Below are 16,771 nucleotides of genomic sequence, written 5' to 3' on the forward strand. Positions count from 1 at the left end.
TTTTAATTGATTGGGAATAGATAGAAGAAACTAAAGAAAATTATCTGAGCACAATATAGGTGTATTGATAATAGCGAGTTTCCTTTAATTTTAGTTTTTTCAAAAATCAAATGCATTAAAAAACCTATTAAGAACCAAGTAATATAATTTTCTACTGGTACTTCACCGATAAACTGCCAGAAATCAAACACAGGAGCATTTTTTTCCATCAAAAAGTCTAAAAGAACCATTAAAAGGGCACCTGTGGTTATTTTCAGCCAATGATTAGCAACTAATTTTTTTGCAATTTCAGCCGTTATAAATGTAAGCAACGCCCAATATGTCCCAATCAAATAGGGAACACCACCCAGTTTAAATCCAAGATTTTCACCATAACTATAATTTCCAAATAAAACCCCAAAGTTTACACCAAGCCATTCAGCAAACATACCGAGCAGAAAGAAAATATTAAGAGTGCTAATTTTTTTTAGAGTATTTATTGGGTAGAGCCAAATGAAAATTATAAGGCTCACAGAAAGATTTAGTGGAGATTTAGAAATGAACCAATCTTGATTGCCAAAATAAATACCCATAAGACCAGAGATATGAAATAGCCATATCAAAAACACTCCAAATTTGATTTTTTTGATGTTGCTATTTTCCATTGGATAAACTAGGAATTTGGTCACTTAAAATTTTTGATGATAATAAGCATAGCGGTATGCCTCCACCTGGATGTACGGATCCACCACAGAAATAAAGGTTTTTAATATTATTACTAAAATTGGGATGTCTCAAGAATGCGGCAAACTTTGAATTACTGGCTGCACCATATAATGCTCCGCGGTATGAACATGTATTTTGCTCAATGGCAACTGGATCTAAATTAAACTCTGTACTAATATAATCTTCAATATTTATATTTAAGATGGAGTTGATTTTTGAGATAATATTACTTCTGGCTTTAGCTACTAGTTTATGCCAATTTTGGCCATAATTTGCAGGAGTGTTAATCATTACAAACCAGTTTTCATAGCCCTCAGGTGCATCACTTTTATTTTCTTTACAAGTAATATTAATATAGACGGTAGGATCATTGTAAAGGTTCTTTTTATCAAAAATGTGGTTAAACTCATCTTCATAATCATTGCTAAATAAAATGTTATGTAAGTCTAATTCGGGAAAAACCTTTTGAATTCCCCAATAAAATATTAATGCAGAGCTTGACCTTTCTTGTCTAAGAATACGATCTGGATGCTTTTCAAGTGGCAGGAGTTTTTTGTAAGTAGGATGTATATCCATATTACTAATTACATAGTCCGAAAAATATGTTTCTTTAGAAGATTTGATACCGATTGCTTTTTTGTTTTTAACAACAATTTCTTTTACTGATTCCTCAAAATAAAACTGAACGCCTATCTCATTGGCCAATTGAAATAATGATTTGGTAATGCTATGCATTCCTCCTTTTGGAAAGTAAGTGCCCATTTCCATTTCAAGATGAGGAATCATAGACATTATACCTGGTGTCTTGTATGGTGAAGAGCCATTATAAGTGGCATACCTATTAAAAAGTTGAATAAGTTTTGGACTGTTAAAGTAGGCCCTGTTTGTTACATCTAGAGACTTTGAAATTCCCATAGTAGCTATATTTGCTATAGCTTTTAGAGTCTTTTTAGAAAAGTAGGTTTTAGTCTTATGCAAAGAATTTTCAAGAAATATGGAGCTTGTAAGATCATACTTTTTTTTATTATCTTTTAGGTATCGATTTAATTTATTGGGATTTTCATCAAAAGTGGCTGCAGCTCTGCGAATAAAGAAATCCTTATCTGATTCGGCGGGAAAAAAAGTTCCGTCTTCCCAAAAATAGTTGCAGATAACGTCTTTTTTTACATATTGAAAATAGTCTACCGGATTTTTACCATGTAATTCAAAAAGCTCTGTCACCAACCAAGGCATAGTAAATAAAGAGGGGCCTAAATCAAAACGAAAACCTGAGACTCTTTTTGAATGAAGTTTTCCGCCAGGATATGAATTTGACTCAAAGACTTTTACAACATAACCTTTTTTGACCAATCGAATAGCAGCGGCTAAGCCAGCGATTCCCGAACCAATTACAATCGCCGTTCTTGGCATTACTTTTTGAAGTACTTAAAGGGTACCATAAGCATACCAAAACATTCACCATCTTCTTTGCCTAAATGTTTATGGTGTATTTTATGAGCACGACGAACACCTTTTGCATACCAATTATTAGCACTTCTTAACAGCTTGAACCGCTGATGAATAAATATGTCATGAACAACAAAATATGCAATTCCGTAGGCAAGAATACCAAAACCAAGAGGAAAACCATACCAAAAAGTGGTTTCAGCACCTATGTAAAAACAAGTCATGCTTACGATAGCATAAAAAATAAAAAATGCGTCATTGCGCTCAAACCAAGAATTATGGTCTTTTTTGTGGTGATCTTTATGTAAGCTCCATAAAAAACCATGCATAACGTATTTGTGTGTAAACCATGCCATAAATTCCATTATTGAAAAAGTCGTAAGGAAAATGACTATCCAGATAAAAACTTTCATTTTACTAAACCAATTGAAGTTTATAGTTGACGTACGATTTGGCTAAGAGTCCAAATTTTTGATAATTGGGCACACGTATTCTGGTATTTTTTATTTCTAAGGGTGGTGTTTTCTGTAATTTTTGTAAAAGCTTATTGTAATATTTGTAAGCGGTATAAACTCCAAATTTTGCATCATCGGGTAGCCTCTCAATACCAGAATAACCTAATACAAAATCTTCCTTAATTTCATCAACAATTCGTTTCTTTGATGCCTCATCAAGTTCTAAAAGGTTAGTATTAGGAAAATATGAGCGTTCTAATAACTCAAAATCGGCTTTTAAGTCCCTTAAAAAATTCACCTTTTGAAAAGCTGAACCCAAAGCCATGGCCGATTCCTTCAACTCATCATATTGTTCTTTATTACCATTTACAAAAACACATAAGCACATAAGACCAACTACGTCTGCTGAACCATAGATATATTCTTTGTATTCAGCAGTGGTCTTATATTGTTTTTTGACCAAGTCCATTCGCATACTCTTCATAAAGGAAGCCACTAGTTCAAATGGAATGTCATATTTATGGTAGGTGTATTGAAAAGAGTTTAAAATAGGGTTTAAGCTAATTTTGTGGTCAATGGCATGTTGTAAATCTTTTTCAAAATTATTGAACAATTCTTCCTTGTTGTAATCATGAAAAGTATCAACTATTTCATCAGCAAATCTTACAAAACCATAGATATTATAGATATCACTTCTAATAGATGTTCCTAGCATTTTTGTTGCTAGGGCAAAAGAAGTACTGTATGATTCGGTAACTATTTTACTGCAGTTATATGATACGGTATCAAAAAGAGACTTCATTTTCAAAGATGTTTTTTAATAATCAATTCGGAAACCAGTTTCCCCGAAATCAAAGACGGGGGAACACCAGGACCTGGAACGGTTAATTGTCCGGTAAAATATAGGTCCTCTACTTTTTTACTTTTTAACCCAGGTCTTAAAAAGGCTGTTTGGGTCAAAGTATTTGCCATTCCGTAAGCATTTCCTTTAAACGAATTGTATTCTTCAATAAAATCGTTTATGCAGAAGCTTTCTTTAAATATAATATTATTTTTAACAACCTGATTGGTTCTAAGTTCAAATCGATTCATGATAATATCAAAATACTGGTTGCGCAACGTTCTGGTATCTTCTAGACCAGGAGCGATTGGAACTAAGAAAAAACCAGTTTCACACTCTTCGGGTGCCATACTCTTATCGGTTACAGATGGAAAATTGGCGTAAAATAATGGTTCAGAAGGCCATTGAGGATTATCATATATTTCTTCCGCGTGTTTTTCGAAATTGGTATCGAAAAAAAGATTATGATGCTCAATGTTCTTTAGTCTTTTGTCAAAACCAACATAAAACAATAATGAGGATGGAGCGTAAGTCTTTTTATTCCAATACTTTTCAGAATACTGTCTGTATTCTTTATCTAGCAGCGTTTCTGAATGATGATAATCTGCACCACTTATTATAATATCTGCTTTGATGTTTTTACCATTAACGACAACGGCAGAAGTGGTTCTATTGGTTACTTCTATTTTTTCTATTGCGGCGTTTACATGTATGACCACACCTAATTCTTCTGCAAGAGCTTTCATGGCTTTAATAATTTCATACATTCCCCCTTCAGGATGCCAGGTTCCCAAACCAAAATCTGCAAAATTCATGAAGCTATAAAAAGATGGGGTATTGCTTGGTTTGGCTCCAAGAAACAATACTGGAAACTCCAACGTTGATATCAATTTTGGATTTTTAAATCGCTTTCTGACTTCTTGACTTATTGTTTTAAAAAATTGATCGACCCTTAACACAGTATCTTTTGTAACTAGCTCAAGAGGAGATATACCAGGCCTTAAAACAATTTTGTTGATTGCTATATCATAGTTGTCTTGCGCTTTAGAGATAAAAGTTCTTAAGTGTTTTGAACTTCCATTTTCAATGCGCTCGAACTCCTCGCATATTTTGTCCATGCAATCCCCAATTGTAATCACATCATCCGTAAAGAATATTTTGTAGGCAGGATTTAATTTCTTCAGTTTATAAAAATCTGAGGTATTTTTCCCAAAATCATTAAAGAATTTTTCAAATATATCGGGCATCCAATACCAACTGGGTCCTATATCAAAGGTAAAACCTTGTTTCTTGAGTTGTCTTGCTCTACCGCCAATGGTTGAATTCTTTTCATATAAGGACACATCGAAACCAGCCTTAGCCAAATAGCATGCTGCCGATAACGATGAAAAACCAGAACCAATGACAATTACTTTCTTCATACAATAATAGATGACGGCGTCAAGCTATTGGTCAGTTTTTCAATAGAATTGAAAGTTTTAATTGAGTTAGGCAAGGTGTGTTGGGCAATATGCTGAACTTGATGACCCAATATCCAGAGCTTTGATTTTCCGGTTTCATTTAAGGTTGAAGTAAACTTCTGAATATACTTGCCGATTTCATCTTTATTCGGGGATACTGTGAAATAGGAAACAAAGTGCAGGTTATCATAATATTTTAATAAATCGACCAAATTATCAATCGGCATTGTTTGCCCTAAATAAATTGACTTGTAACCCTTTAAAATGATTTCATAATTTAGGAATAACAAACCGAGTTCATGTATCTCATTTTCAGGTAAAAACAATACAAAAACCTTGTCCTTTCGTGTTGGTTCTATAAGCTGTAGCTTCTCTGTATTAATATATACTTTTTGTTTAATCAGGTTGGTGATAAAATGTTCGTGAGAAGGACTAATGGTATCGGTCTGCCATAAAAGCCCCAATTCATTCAAAAGCGGTATAAACACTTCGTTAAAAATATCTCTAAAAGACCTTTCAGACAATAGACTATTGTAAGTATTAAAGAAAAGTGTTTGGTCAAAATTTATCATTGACAGTTTGAAGGCATTGATTGCATGACTCTTCTCACTGTTTTTGGCTACAATTTCACGAACGATAACGGCAATTTCACTTTCTGGAAGTTTTGCAATTTTGGAAATTTTATAGCCGTTATGATATAGCAATGTTATGTTCAATAATTTTTGCAAACTCTTTAAACTATATGTTCTGATGTTTGTTGAAGTTCGCTCTGGTGAGAAGAGATTATATCGCTTTTCCCATATTCTAATCGTATGAGCCTTGATTCCGGATAAATTTTCCATATCTCGGATGCTGAATAATTTCTTTACGTTGTTCATTATTTTATAAAAATCGTTAAACAAATTTACACTTTTAATGCTATCATAGTTATAAGCAAGAGTTAAAATTTGTTGAATAAAAAAACCTCTTATAGTTATATAAGAGGTTTGTGCGCACGAGAAGACTCGAACTTCCACGACCTAGTGGCCACCAGCCCCTCAAGCTGGCGCGTCTACCAATTCCGCCACGTGCGCTATAGGAAATATGAATTTAAACAAAAAAAGTTAAGTCTTTTGACTTAACTTTTAGTGACCTGACTGGGGCTCGAACTTAAGCTCCAATCATTTGATATTCAAAAAGTTAAAATTCAAAATTTAAACGTGTGCACCGAATTGCGCACCAGTTTAAATTGATTAATCAAATGAACTTATTTGCTTGTATCTATTATCAAATACAATGAATGGCGCAAATATATGTTTTACTTACCTACTTTTCCAATATTTCCATCAGCAAGATGTCTTTTGTAAAGTAGCATATATCCTTATTGTTTGAACAAGGGTAAATAAGCTTCGGGCATTGGCACCTGCAGGGCAAACAACGTCACAAGAGAAAACCGACGTACCCTTCTTATAACCTTGTGTAACGATTTAGCTATATTTTCCTAAAAATCCTAGAACTACTATTAGCAGGTCGTTAATAGTAATTTTTCTAGTAGTTTGAAAAGGAACATTTTGAGGGAATCTGGTCCTTCTTCTCAATCCGTACCATTAAACAGCCATTTAATGAAGCATGCTGTAAATAATACGATTACCTTTTACCTGTAGTGTCTAATCAGTAATTATATCGTCCTCCATCGGCAAGCCATTTCCTTGCGATTGAAAGAGCCTTTTCAAAAGCCTCATCCCGTTTAAATCCATGCACATCAATCATACCATTAGCTAGTAGCAAGACTTTCTCTCGTATTTCCTTTTCTTCCTTGTCTATTTTTTTCTTTATCTCTTTCAGGGTGAACTTTTTCAATTTGGTCAGGTTTTCTATTTCATTCGCAAAGTTAATTTAAGGTTAATAAATTGCAATGTTAAGTTTTTCGATTTCTTAAAGTATTCATCGATTTGTAAACGTGAGTACCAATGAAAAGTTGGAAAAACCGGGGTAAATGGGCTAGGTCTTTAGACGGTGTCCTTTCGGCAAAGACATAATTTTTAACTAAAGACAATTCATTAATGCTCGAAAGGACACCTGTGATTAAGAGTTTTTATTTAACGATTCCCAAGTAGGTACTTGCATAAGTGCCTACACGGTCAAAAGAATGCGCTTTTTCTGTCATCTCAGTTTTCCATTCGATTCTTTCCTGAATGAATTCAGGGAAAAAATCTATTTTTAGCGCTGCGGAACGCATTAGAATTTTTGTGCCAGGTAGACTGTTATTAAGTATAAGTTCCCATTCTTCGTATAATGCTTCAGGCAAATGATAAGCTAACCAATCTTGATGGTCCAAAAGGACATAATGGGAGTATTTACCTGGATTTTTCTTAAGGAAATCACTTATCGTTGTTGTATGTGTTTTTAGTCCATCTATATTATTTTGTAAAACCTCGAAATTATTCTCCTTTAAATACTCTGGACTGCAGTTTTTTGTATACCTACCAGTCAAATAGAGCCGCCAAAAGTAATTATCCCTAATAGGGATTCCTGTGAAGACATGTCTTAGGTTGGTTTTAATGTAACCCACCATGGCATCAGGGTATTTTTCCAATATAAGATCTTTTTGAGCCCTCGGGACACCAAGAAGCATCATTGTCAAATGCCTGTTCATGAGCCATAGTATTATTTTATTCATGAATTTTGACTCCAGTTTGAAGTAGGCCTCTTTCTGCTCTTCAAGGCTTTCACAGTTCAATAGTCTATTTATTAATTGATGTGTACCAGGTTTGGAATCAAAGTATTTTTTGAAAAGCCAAGCAAAATTACCTGAGGTTCCAAAAAAATAGAATGATTTTTTTGTTCCTCTTCCATTGAACTTGTTTATTTTTTTGTCCCAGAATTTAATGGCATAATCAGGCAGCAAGGGTTTAAGTTTTGATTGGTAATATTCATCAACATTTTTATAGCGACCTCGACCGAACATCTTGAAATGCAAATTAAAATCGCCATTTTTGATACTGGCCTTTTTCAATTCCAGCAGTGAGTTTTGCCTCGGATTTACATCAATACAATTGATTGTCTTGGGATTGTCCAAAGAATAGTTCAAAGCATTACAACCCGCACTGGTAATCATAACCACTTCACTTGTGTCGTTTAGATTTAGCAGTTGCCTATCAATACGTGAATCTTCCCAGCAGGTATTATAAATGAGATTATTGGAATGAACTTTAGAGAAAATCTTATCTTTTAGTTTGTTTATTCTCTTTTGCATTTAAGTTGATTAAGGAATTCGGTAAGTAAGAAAACGAAGGATAGGATTGAAGTTCTAATAAACTTGAAAGTTACTATCGACAAGGTTATGGAAAGTTAAATTTAAAATTATTAAATTGAGAAATCGTGGTACTTCATTTAATATATCTCAATATCGTATTACTTTTCAATGATGTTTATTCAGGTTTTTGGTAAGGAATCAATTACTAGGTTAGATTGGGATTCTGTTAAAAATGGTAAAGTACTTCGTAAGTACTATGAACCGTTGGTGAAAAATTCAAGCAAGATTTTTGTTCGGAATTCGGACCACCAGGTGGAAATTCTTCAAGTAGGAACAGAACTGTATCCATTGACCATTGGAAGAAAATCAAATAAAAAAACATGTTACTTATTTAGCCTAAAAGCCCAATATATTGATTATACCAGGGAAGAGGTTCTCAAGGGTAGCAGCTACAATAAATCGCAAAAGGCCATTGTAAAGTTCTTTTTTCCTTTTCTCCGGGTATTTGGAAGTTGGATGGGTATGGAAAGGACCGTTTTTGTAAACAACTTCTTTCTGGCAACTAACTTGTATGAAAAGGATACTTTGCTTAGCGACACAATGGTAACCCAGTATCTTAAGGAGTACTACCCCAATTGTGTAATAGCTTTTCGGTCAATCAACGAATCAACTGATTCCCACCTATTAAACAAATTAAAACTTCATGGGGGTTTACCTTTGGCTTGCAGGCAGTTGTATATACTCGACCCTAAGCATGATAACTTTCAGAAGAAAAGACCTGTAATTAGGGATAGAAAATTATGGGAGAAAACAAAAGATTTGTATTGGCAAAAGGTATTAAGATTTGATAAAATTGAAATTAGCACGCTCCTCACCTTTTACAGGGATTTGTACTTAAAAAAATATTCTCAACTGAACCCAGATTATTCTGCAGATTTTCTTGAGGCCTCCATGAACTCAAAAATTCTAGACTTCTATATCTTAAGAGAAATAAGCAGTGATGTGCCCCTTGCGGTGCAGGCTGTTGAACGAACTAAACATGTAGTTTGCACGCCTTTTATTGGATATGACCATATGAAGCCAAAGAATATTGGACTTTATCGTTTAATGCATTTGAAACTCTCCGAAATTGCTATTGAAGAAGATAAAATATTCAATATGAGTAGCGGCGCTTCAACATTCAAGAAACAACGGGGTGGAGTGCCCTGTTTTGATTATCATATCATTTTCATTGATCACCTGCCAAAAAGAGTCCAATGGTTTTGGAAACAATTATATTCAATTTCCGAATCTATAATCAAACCAGCTATGAAGAATCTTAAGGTATGAAAACTGGATGTAAAGACTTTATTTAAATTTCATTAAAAAGCGATAAAACTTATACCTGTTCTCCGCCATATATCTAATAATGGAAATCGCATTGATTGTAGCGCAATAAAATAGATCTAAATGATTCTAAAGTGGCTTTCCGCTATTTGTTAATCATTAAACAAGCAATTCCAGATAAACTATCAAAGTCCCAGAAAGCAACATATTTTAGGACTCTGATGAATTTCTGAAACGGTCCCAAGAACTGGCCGTTTTATAAAGCTGAATTTTCTAATTATTTAAATAGATTAAAACCCCAATGTAGAGCACATTAGCATTTAAAAACCAATCAATGTTTTTTATGTTCATATCGACCGCCATTGGCAAACCACTCCCTTGCAATCAAAAGAGCCCTTTCGAAGGCCTGCTCCCTTTTTAATCCATGTACATCAATCATACCATTGGACAGCAACAGTAGCTTTTCCCTAATCTCTTTTTCTTCCTTACCTACCTTTTTCTTTATTTCTTCGGGGGTGAACTTTTTCAAAGCATCTTTTTTAATAAATGCAAAGTTAATTTAATGTAAATAAATTGCAATGTTAAGTTTTCAATAATCAAACATTTTTTGGGAATTGGCACTTTCCGTGAAAACAGTCCCATTAATCTGCGAGTTTAGCAGCACGCTCCCATTTTGCTCATGGTCATTGATGGGCTTTGTACATTACCCCTCATCTCCAACCAAAGTTTTTCCTAAACTTAACAATGGGCTAACAGCAAAAGGTGCAGTCATCGACTACATTTATGATGAATGAAGCGCTATGACGGCTCCCCTTGGGGCATGCTCCACACGTCATGAACAAAGGCCATTAGTCTTAACCAAATTGCCGCATGACAATTAACTTATTTTAATATGAACAGAAGAAAAATCTTAAAGAATGGCTTGTTTGGAATTCTTGGCATTCCAGTCATCACATCAAATCCTTTAAGAAATATGAACGACCTTAGATTAGACGCACTTTTGATGCAGCGTTACCCCGGCATTAGAAGAAACATTAAATCGAGCGTTTGGGATGGACTTTCAGAGGAAGACGTAAGGAAAAGACCGGCAGATATGAATTCCATTGTTTGGAACATATGGCATATGGCAAGAGCTGAAGATGTTGGTATAAACCGATTGGTTACAGATGGACAACAGGTTTTTGACCAATCTGATTGGATGGGAAATTTAAACATAGATATACGTCATTTCGGAACTGGAATGACTAAGGAGGAAGTGGAATCACTAAGTAACAGTATTGATATTGAGGCCCTGAAAAACTATCACGAAGCAGTAGGCGAACAAACAACAAAAGTCTTTAAAAAAGTTGCTGACATGCCCCTTTACGAAAATTTGGACAAGGATTATTTGCACAAAGTGATGATTGACGAAGGAGTGCTTCACAAGAATGCACTATGGGTTGAAGAGTTTTACCAAACCAAGCAAAAGGCTTGGTTCCTTGTTCATATGGGGCTTACCCATAGTTTCGAGCATTTGGGACAACTAATGCTGATTAGAAAGTTATTGGGATATAAAGCAACTAGATAACCAATGCTAACATCCGTTTATGGGATAATGCTGCCTAAACGGTAGCACTACTCACGTACTTAACCATTAGACTGTAATTCTTTCGAGTCCTTTAAATCGAACGATTTAAGGTACACTTTGTATGGACGTATAAAGGAGGGCCTTTTTCTAATCGAAAATATTCGATGTTTTTGTGACCTTCAAAAGGATTAAATTTTCGCTGATGCCGAAGGGGGACACATGTTTGACTAAATTTTAACAATTCAAACATCAAATACGATGAGTTTTAAACCAATCACCTTGATATCCTCAATTGCACATAACCGCCATGGTGATTGATTTTCTAGGGTTGAATTGAGGTACATCAATCGTTCTATATCTTTTAAAAGAGGGAGTAAATTCTAATCAAGCATTTCATCAGTAATTTGCAAGATGTGTTCATATGTATCATTGCTCACCTTATCCGTTCGCCAAATTAAAATTCCAGTGGTATTCAATTGCAACGCTTGGATAAAATTTCCATTCATTTCTTTAAGGAGATATATGTCCTCTTCGTTTTGGCTAAAGAATTCCTCTGCCTGAATGAGCATTATCCCATCCCCATCAAATTCGACAACCTCTATCTCGGTTTGATCAAGAATTGCGATTTCTATCGTTCGAGCGTCAAGCCCCGTACCTGTATTGTAGAATAATTCAGTAGAAGACTGATTATCTATTATGAAACGATTAAAACTGGTTACAGGATCTTCTGTACATGAACTAATGCAAAGGAGGGTTATTGATGTAATTAGACCAAAAGCAAATTGGATTTGGTTATTCATGTCTTTAATTTAAAATCTCTTGGTCCACCCTTGTTCGAATTGAGCATCGCTTTCCGTAAAGCTAAACGTAATAAAGTCTTTATCACTGTTGATAGTATAATCATAAATAACATCACTGCTGCCCTCCCTTTTAAATGTGATTGTCTGTTCCGTTTGATCCATTATAAAAACACCAACAATATTTGCTGAGAGCTCCTCGAGATTATATTCTCCTCTATTGTCTTGAGTGTTGTTATCAGGATAAAATTCTAGAAGCGTTTCAGGTAGTGGAGTTAAGTCTGATATTCCATCAATACTTTGACTAGTTAATTGCCAGCCAGCATAGATTCCTGACTCAAAAAGTAGATCCTCCTCTGCATTTATCTCATCGTCGCATTGAAATGCCATTAGCAAAGGAACCAATAGAAGTTTTCTTAACCATTTCATCGATTTGTTTTTTTTGAAGATAATAAAAACAAGAAAAGGTTGCAGAAAGATACTCCCATAAGCATTTAATTTATGTATATCGTTGCTTTAAGTTTGGATTAACCTAATTCAAAAGATTGATGCAAAAAACTTAACATTGCGTTTTATTTACTTTAAATTAACTTTGTTTTAAAACAACGCTATTTTGAAAAAGTTTACCCCTGACGAGATCAAGAAAAAGGTTGGTAAGGAAGAAAAGGAAATCAGGGAAAAAGTACTATTGCTTTCCAATGGTATGATTGATGTTCACGGCTTTAAGAGGGAGGAAGCTTTTGAAAAGGCCCTTTCTATTGCAAGGAAATGGTTTGCCAATGGGGGTCGATATAAGAAATATTGATTGTGAATTAGAGGCGATATCAGTTCTTGTTTTTCACCCTTTCTAATGTTTAGAAATGAGTATTATTAAAAGGCCGATTTTTAGAACTTGGACTATCAGGTCTATGACTCGTTTAAGTTGGATATAATCATTAACTATATATCCATATATTAGTTAATAACTTATGGATATCTCAGCCTCCAGTAAAACAAAGAAAAACCAATGATAAAATTCTTTCGGAAAATTAGACAAAAATTACTGGTCAAGAATCGATTTCAAAAATATGTGCTTTATGCCATAGGAGAGATTTTCTTGGTTATGATAGGGATTCTATTAGCATTAAGTGTAAATAATTGGAATGAAGCCCGGAAAGCTGATAAAGTTGAGATCAAACTCTTGACAGAATTGAAAGAAGCAATCATAAATGATTATTTTCAAGTAGAAATGGTACTTCAATTAAATCAAAGTGCCCAATCATCTTGTAAAATTATTTTGAAACACTTGAACAAGAATCTGCCATACCATGATTCATTGTCAATGCATTTTCGGGAATCAAACAATTGGACAAAGCTGATGCTTGCAAAAGGTCCTTATGATAATGCAAAGTCCTATGGATTGAATTTTATAAAGAGCGATTCCACTAGAACTTTACTTTCAAAATTATACGAGTATCAAATGGTTTGGAGTAACACACTAGACAATAGACAAACTCAGTACTATTACCAAACCGTAATACCTGAAATGACCGAGCTTTTTGAATTCACTAGTGCTCCTTATTTGTACAATGAAGGTGTGGAACCAAATAATTATGAAAGCCTATTAAGTAATCAAAGATATATGAACATTCTCAAATCAAACATTGAAAATCGAAAACAAGAAATAGATTGGGCCAATTCTATTTACGATAACATGAAAGACATAGAATTTAGGCTTCAATCAGAATTGGATATGAGATAAACAAACTAACTCATTTCTCCGAATATTTTTTTGTACAAAACAATTATATATTGAAGAGATAAAATAACGAAAGGCTAACAATGCCAATAGCGGTCATGCCTAGCAAAAGTGGGCCGCACAGTATATGCGACACTGTTAGGTGCAATTACCCTATATCATTCAGAATTTGATAATTATACGTACCTTCAATGCATGAGCCAGCCAACCATTCCATTAAAATTGCCCCAGTGCGATTATCCTACAGTTGGTGATATTCAACAGCATGGACTATACAATCTTCAAGGAGAGTTACCCTTTGTGGATTTTGAGTTGGCCCATAATTTCCGCAGCGACAAATACACCGCAATACCGCTTGATGGGTTTGACAAACCCCAAATTTTAGAATTAGCCCATATCATTGCCAGTTCGTTTGCCATTAATGAGCCTATGAACAGGCACGTACATCCTCCTGTGAAAGTTCCTACAGAAATAATCAATACCAAACACCTTGATGCATTGGGAAATGACCCATTTGGGCCCTGGACAACAGAAAACATTCTATTTTGGTGTATACGACTGATTATGCTAACAAATCCCTCCCAACCAATAGGTAGCATGGAGATAAACGAAGATCTTTTGCGCCATTCACTTATGATCACAGATAGCCATTCCAAACCCATTGGCGGTGCTCTGAACGTCACGCTGCCTGCCCAAGAAGATGAATTAAGACAGGATGATCCTTTCCTCCGGGCGATGTTTTCGTATCAAGATCCAATACTCGACTTTATCCATAAGCAAGAACATGTGGCCATTCATGCACTTATTGACAAGTATCCTAATTTCGAAAGAGCTTTGCAGGTTGGAAAAGTAGGATACATCGCCATGATTGCTCGATCTGCTGAACTACCCACCGAACACACCTTTGAACTCTTTGCGGCCTCATTTGAACAATTTCAGAAACAAGAATATGAATACATGCTAATTACCGGCACCAATCAATGGACCGGTGCTGCTTGTGAAGCCTTGGGTGCAGCCCGGATTTATTTCTCTCCTTTTAGGGACAAGAGAAGGGTTGCAAAAGCGATTGAAGCCAATAAAAATGAGCCTTATTCGTCAGATGGCTTTATTTCTAACAAGGACAGCGGGTTGATGATCTATGCTTTAAAACTACACAGATGAAGACTGCTCAAAGTGAACAAGGTGCATTGAAAAGAATATTGGGCCTTCGCTCCTTGTTTGCCATTGCCGTGGGGGTTGTAGTTGCACAGGTAGTATTCATTAGTATCCTACAAGGCGTGGGGCTGGGAGGAAGTGACTTTTTTGTTGCGCTTCTTGTAGCATTTGTTCTGACGCTCTGTTATGTATTTACATTCTCTGAATTGGCACTCATGCTTCCCAAAGCCGGAAGCATTAGCGCTTACACGGAAGTAGCAGTAGGACATATGCCTGCTATTGTAGCTACGATTGCCGGATACCTGGCACCGGCAATTTTTGGTTTGCCTGCAGAATTATTTTTACTGGAAGCTGTTTTGGATTCTTTATTTCCGGGGTCGTTTACCCAAATAGGTTGGTTGATCATTTTAGTTTTGATGTTCTTGAATATTCTGGGCGTGGACTTTTTTGCTAAAGTTCAGAATTTGTTTGCCTATTTAATGATAGTCTCATTACTGGTAATTGGCATAGCCGGATTATCGCAAAGCGAACCCCAAGGCGGATCGGTAATGTCCATTTTGGAAGGGTTAAAAGATCTGGATATTGGCGTGCTGTCGCTTACTATGCTGGCACTATGGTCCTTTTTTGGATTGGAATTCGTCTGCCCGATGATAGAGGAGACCAAAAACCCTAGCAGAAATATACCCCGCTCCATGATATTGGCCGCCGTGGTTTTGTTGGTGGTTTATGCTTTGGTTGCATTGGCGGGGTACTTGACTGTTCCTCAAACGGCCTTGTCCGAATCTGAGATTCCGCATGCCGTATTGGTAACCGCCCTTTTTGGTGAATCAGGAAAAATGATCCTTGCAGTTTTGGCTGTCACAGCCACCTGCAGTACCATCAATACAGTATTGGCAACCATTCCGCGCATGCTTTATGGTATGGGCCGTAACCAACAATTACCTACCCTGTTTACCCGCTTGCATCCTAAGACAAATACGCCTTGGTTGGCCATTGTATTTGTGGCTTCACTCATAATGATCCCAACAATACTGCTTGGTGGTCAAGATGATATCATATTGACTTTGGTGATTTCTGCCGCTACTATTTGGCTGGTTGCCTATGTTATCTCACACATAAATCTTATTGTATTGCGTAAAAGGTATCCGGACTATAAGCGTCCGTTTAAAAGCCCCTGGTATCCTTTCCCTCAAATATTGGGAATTATAGGAATGGTCTATATGATCTTGAATAATTCACCTTCGCCAGAAATGACGCTACAAGTATATATGAATGCTGGGCTTATGGTACTTATTGCCACCATCTACGCAGCCATATGGGTTAAGTTTAAAATGAAAAAAGATTGGTTTGAGCCCGAACCTATTGAAAAAGCATTAAAGAGTTAGAAAAGTAATTACACCTAAAAAGTGTACAAGAAACCGAAAAGCATAATTGTAGAGTCCATACTTCCTGTTTTACTCAAAAAAGTTTACTTCTTCATAAGCTAATTTTAGTATAACCTTGTGTAGAAAACAATTGGCAAAAGCCATATATGAGAACGCTTTACTACCAGTCTTTCCAGTCCCCTAAAACCAACATTTTTTGGGACTTATAGAAGGCAAAAAACATGATTGCTGCAATCAACTATACTTTTTGTTACATTGTCGAAATAGAATAACGCTATGAGTTATTTCCTGTTAGACAAGCAATGCATATTTAACTTCTGCCTCAAAATCAATCCTTAAACTTCTTTGAAGGATGTTGAAGGATGTTGAAGGATTTCACTCGAATACCAAAATATTATTACATTTTCTTTTCAATAGTTCTTAAAATCGCATGACGCCCAACCTATAATGGGAGATGATACCTATCTTCTAGAAAGGCTGATCTGAATTCGCCCTTGGCGAAAATTCGGATTAGCAAGAGGGTAGCGCGCCAAGGCGACGCTACGGGGTTGATTTGCTTCGCAAATAGTTGATTATTAGGAGGTTTTGGAGGTTTTTAAAAATGAAAAATAATTTAAAGTTTGTTGAAAAACGCTCCATATACCCCATGAACATTGAAAAA

General features: G+C 35.5%; 17 protein-coding genes and 1 tRNA gene. 6 read left to right on the forward strand and 12 right to left on the reverse strand.

The features are described from left to right. Positions 1-2: 2 nt before the first annotated feature. The 9 genes from RM706_RS14775 to RM706_RS14815 all read right to left on the reverse strand — a co-directional run bounded on the left by RM706_RS14775 (position 3) and on the right by RM706_RS14815 (position 8,142). Positions 3-644: a carotenoid biosynthesis protein gene (locus tag RM706_RS14775; protein WP_311352925.1), complete on the reverse strand. Its 642-nt coding sequence runs from the start codon at positions 642-644 to the stop codon at positions 3-5. Beyond that, the gene (gene crtD, locus RM706_RS14780) at positions 634-2,115 is read right to left on the reverse strand and encodes a 1-hydroxycarotenoid 3,4-desaturase CrtD (RefSeq protein WP_311352927.1); all 1,482 of its coding nucleotides are present in this window, start codon (positions 2,113-2,115) and stop codon (positions 634-636) included. The genes RM706_RS14775 and crtD overlap by 11 nt, the downstream gene beginning before the upstream one ends. Then, the gene (locus RM706_RS14785) at positions 2,115-2,564 is read right to left on the reverse strand and encodes a sterol desaturase family protein (RefSeq protein ID WP_311352929.1); all 450 of its coding nucleotides are present in this window, start codon (positions 2,562-2,564) and stop codon (positions 2,115-2,117) included. Before RM706_RS14785 ends, crtD begins: the two co-directional genes overlap by 1 nt. Positions 2,565-2,568: 4 nt before the next feature. Further along, a complete protein-coding gene (locus RM706_RS14790) occupies positions 2,569-3,408 on the reverse strand; it encodes a phytoene/squalene synthase family protein (RefSeq protein WP_311352931.1) in 840 nt (279 codons plus the stop codon). 2 nt (positions 3,409-3,410) lie between these two features. After that, entirely contained in the window at positions 3,411-4,868 is a 1,458-nt protein-coding gene (locus tag RM706_RS14795) for a phytoene desaturase family protein (RefSeq protein ID WP_311352933.1), read from the reverse strand. Continuing rightward, positions 4,865-5,785 carry a MerR family transcriptional regulator gene (locus RM706_RS14800; RefSeq protein ID WP_311352935.1) on the reverse strand — a complete coding sequence of 307 codons (921 nt, stop codon included), beginning with the start codon at positions 5,783-5,785 and terminating at the stop codon, positions 4,865-4,867. The genes RM706_RS14795 and RM706_RS14800 overlap by 4 nt, the downstream gene beginning before the upstream one ends. Before the next feature lie 111 nt (positions 5,786-5,896). Further along, positions 5,897-5,980: transfer RNA gene (locus RM706_RS14805), tRNA-Leu, on the reverse strand. Between the two features lie 577 nt (positions 5,981-6,557). Next, complete coding sequence (locus tag RM706_RS14810; protein WP_311352937.1) at positions 6,558-6,746, reverse strand: hypothetical protein; 189 nt, start codon at positions 6,744-6,746, stop codon at positions 6,558-6,560. Between the two features lie 235 nt (positions 6,747-6,981). Continuing rightward, positions 6,982-8,142, reverse strand: coding sequence for a BtaA family protein (locus RM706_RS14815; protein WP_311352939.1), 1,161 nt, complete (start codon positions 8,140-8,142; stop codon positions 6,982-6,984). A 168-nt stretch (positions 8,143-8,310) separates the two neighbouring features. On the opposite strand from RM706_RS14815, the gene RM706_RS14820 reads away from it, so the two are divergent. After that, positions 8,311-9,471, forward strand: coding sequence for a hypothetical protein (locus RM706_RS14820; RefSeq protein WP_311352942.1), 1,161 nt, complete (start codon positions 8,311-8,313; stop codon positions 9,469-9,471). 328 nt (positions 9,472-9,799) lie between these two features. Here RM706_RS14820 and RM706_RS14825 read toward each other — a convergent pair whose 3' ends face one another. After that, positions 9,800-9,997, reverse strand: a complete 198-nt coding sequence (locus tag RM706_RS14825; RefSeq protein ID WP_311352944.1) for a hypothetical protein — start codon at positions 9,995-9,997, stop codon at positions 9,800-9,802. A 363-nt stretch (positions 9,998-10,360) separates the two neighbouring features. On the opposite strand from RM706_RS14825, the gene RM706_RS14830 reads away from it, so the two are divergent. Further along, positions 10,361-11,035, forward strand: a complete 675-nt coding sequence (locus RM706_RS14830; protein WP_311352946.1) for a DinB family protein — start codon at positions 10,361-10,363, stop codon at positions 11,033-11,035. A gap of 380 nt (positions 11,036-11,415) precedes the next feature. Here RM706_RS14830 and RM706_RS14835 read toward each other — a convergent pair whose 3' ends face one another. Beyond that, the gene (locus RM706_RS14835) at positions 11,416-11,835 is read right to left on the reverse strand and encodes a hypothetical protein (RefSeq protein ID WP_311352948.1); all 420 of its coding nucleotides are present in this window, start codon (positions 11,833-11,835) and stop codon (positions 11,416-11,418) included. Between the two features lie 9 nt (positions 11,836-11,844). After that, a complete protein-coding gene (locus RM706_RS14840) occupies positions 11,845-12,261 on the reverse strand; it encodes a hypothetical protein (RefSeq protein WP_311352949.1) in 417 nt (138 codons plus the stop codon). Between the two features lie 184 nt (positions 12,262-12,445). Between RM706_RS14840 and RM706_RS14845 the strand changes: the two genes are divergently transcribed. The 4 genes from RM706_RS14845 (at position 12,446) to RM706_RS14860 (ending at position 16,110) form a co-directional block, all read left to right on the forward strand. Beyond that, complete coding sequence (locus RM706_RS14845; protein WP_311352951.1) at positions 12,446-12,637, forward strand: hypothetical protein; 192 nt, start codon at positions 12,446-12,448, stop codon at positions 12,635-12,637. A 201-nt stretch (positions 12,638-12,838) separates the two neighbouring features. Then, a complete protein-coding gene (locus RM706_RS14850; RefSeq protein ID WP_311352953.1) occupies positions 12,839-13,573 on the forward strand; it encodes a DUF6090 family protein in 735 nt (244 codons plus the stop codon). 192 nt (positions 13,574-13,765) lie between these two features. Then, a complete protein-coding gene (locus RM706_RS14855) occupies positions 13,766-14,731 on the forward strand; it encodes a hypothetical protein (protein WP_311352955.1) in 966 nt (321 codons plus the stop codon). Beyond that, on the forward strand, positions 14,728-16,110 hold the full coding sequence (locus RM706_RS14860; protein ID WP_311352957.1) for an APC family permease: 1,383 nt from the start codon (positions 14,728-14,730) through the stop codon (positions 16,108-16,110). Before RM706_RS14855 ends, RM706_RS14860 begins: the two co-directional genes overlap by 4 nt. Positions 16,111-16,771 lie beyond the last annotated feature (661 nt).

Origin of the sequence: Croceitalea rosinachiae (genome assembly GCF_031846445.1) — a bacterium.
GTDB lineage: Bacteria > Bacteroidota > Bacteroidia > Flavobacteriales > Flavobacteriaceae > Croceitalea > Croceitalea rosinachiae.

Bases quoted from the DNA above. Each gene is read 5' to 3' on its own strand.
- RM706_RS14775 (WP_311352925.1), bottom strand. From the start codon at position 644: ATGGAAAATAGCAACATCAAAAAAATCAAATTTGGAGTGTTTTTGATA.
- crtD (WP_311352927.1), bottom strand. From the start codon at position 2,115: ATGCCAAGAACGGCGATTGTAATTGGTTCGGGAATCGCTGGCTTAGCC.
- RM706_RS14785 (WP_311352929.1), bottom strand. From the start codon at position 2,564: ATGAAAGTTTTTATCTGGATAGTCATTTTCCTTACGACTTTTTCAATA.
- RM706_RS14790 (WP_311352931.1), bottom strand. From the start codon at position 3,408: ATGAAGTCTCTTTTTGATACCGTATCATATAACTGCAGTAAAATAGTT.
- RM706_RS14795 (WP_311352933.1), bottom strand. From the start codon at position 4,868: ATGAAGAAAGTAATTGTCATTGGTTCTGGTTTTTCATCGTTATCGGCA.
- RM706_RS14800 (WP_311352935.1), bottom strand. From the start codon at position 5,785: ATGAACAACGTAAAGAAATTATTCAGCATCCGAGATATGGAAAATTTA.
- RM706_RS14815 (WP_311352939.1), bottom strand. From the start codon at position 8,142: ATGCAAAAGAGAATAAACAAACTAAAAGATAAGATTTTCTCTAAAGTT.
- RM706_RS14820 (WP_311352942.1), top strand. From the start codon at position 8,311: ATGATGTTTATTCAGGTTTTTGGTAAGGAATCAATTACTAGGTTAGAT.
- RM706_RS14830 (WP_311352946.1), top strand. From the start codon at position 10,361: ATGAACAGAAGAAAAATCTTAAAGAATGGCTTGTTTGGAATTCTTGGC.
- RM706_RS14835 (WP_311352948.1), bottom strand. From the start codon at position 11,835: ATGAATAACCAAATCCAATTTGCTTTTGGTCTAATTACATCAATAACC.
- RM706_RS14840 (WP_311352949.1), bottom strand. From the start codon at position 12,261: ATGAAATGGTTAAGAAAACTTCTATTGGTTCCTTTGCTAATGGCATTT.
- RM706_RS14850 (WP_311352953.1), top strand. From the start codon at position 12,839: ATGATAAAATTCTTTCGGAAAATTAGACAAAAATTACTGGTCAAGAAT.
- RM706_RS14855 (WP_311352955.1), top strand. From the start codon at position 13,766: ATGAGCCAGCCAACCATTCCATTAAAATTGCCCCAGTGCGATTATCCT.
- RM706_RS14860 (WP_311352957.1), top strand. From the start codon at position 14,728: ATGAAGACTGCTCAAAGTGAACAAGGTGCATTGAAAAGAATATTGGGC.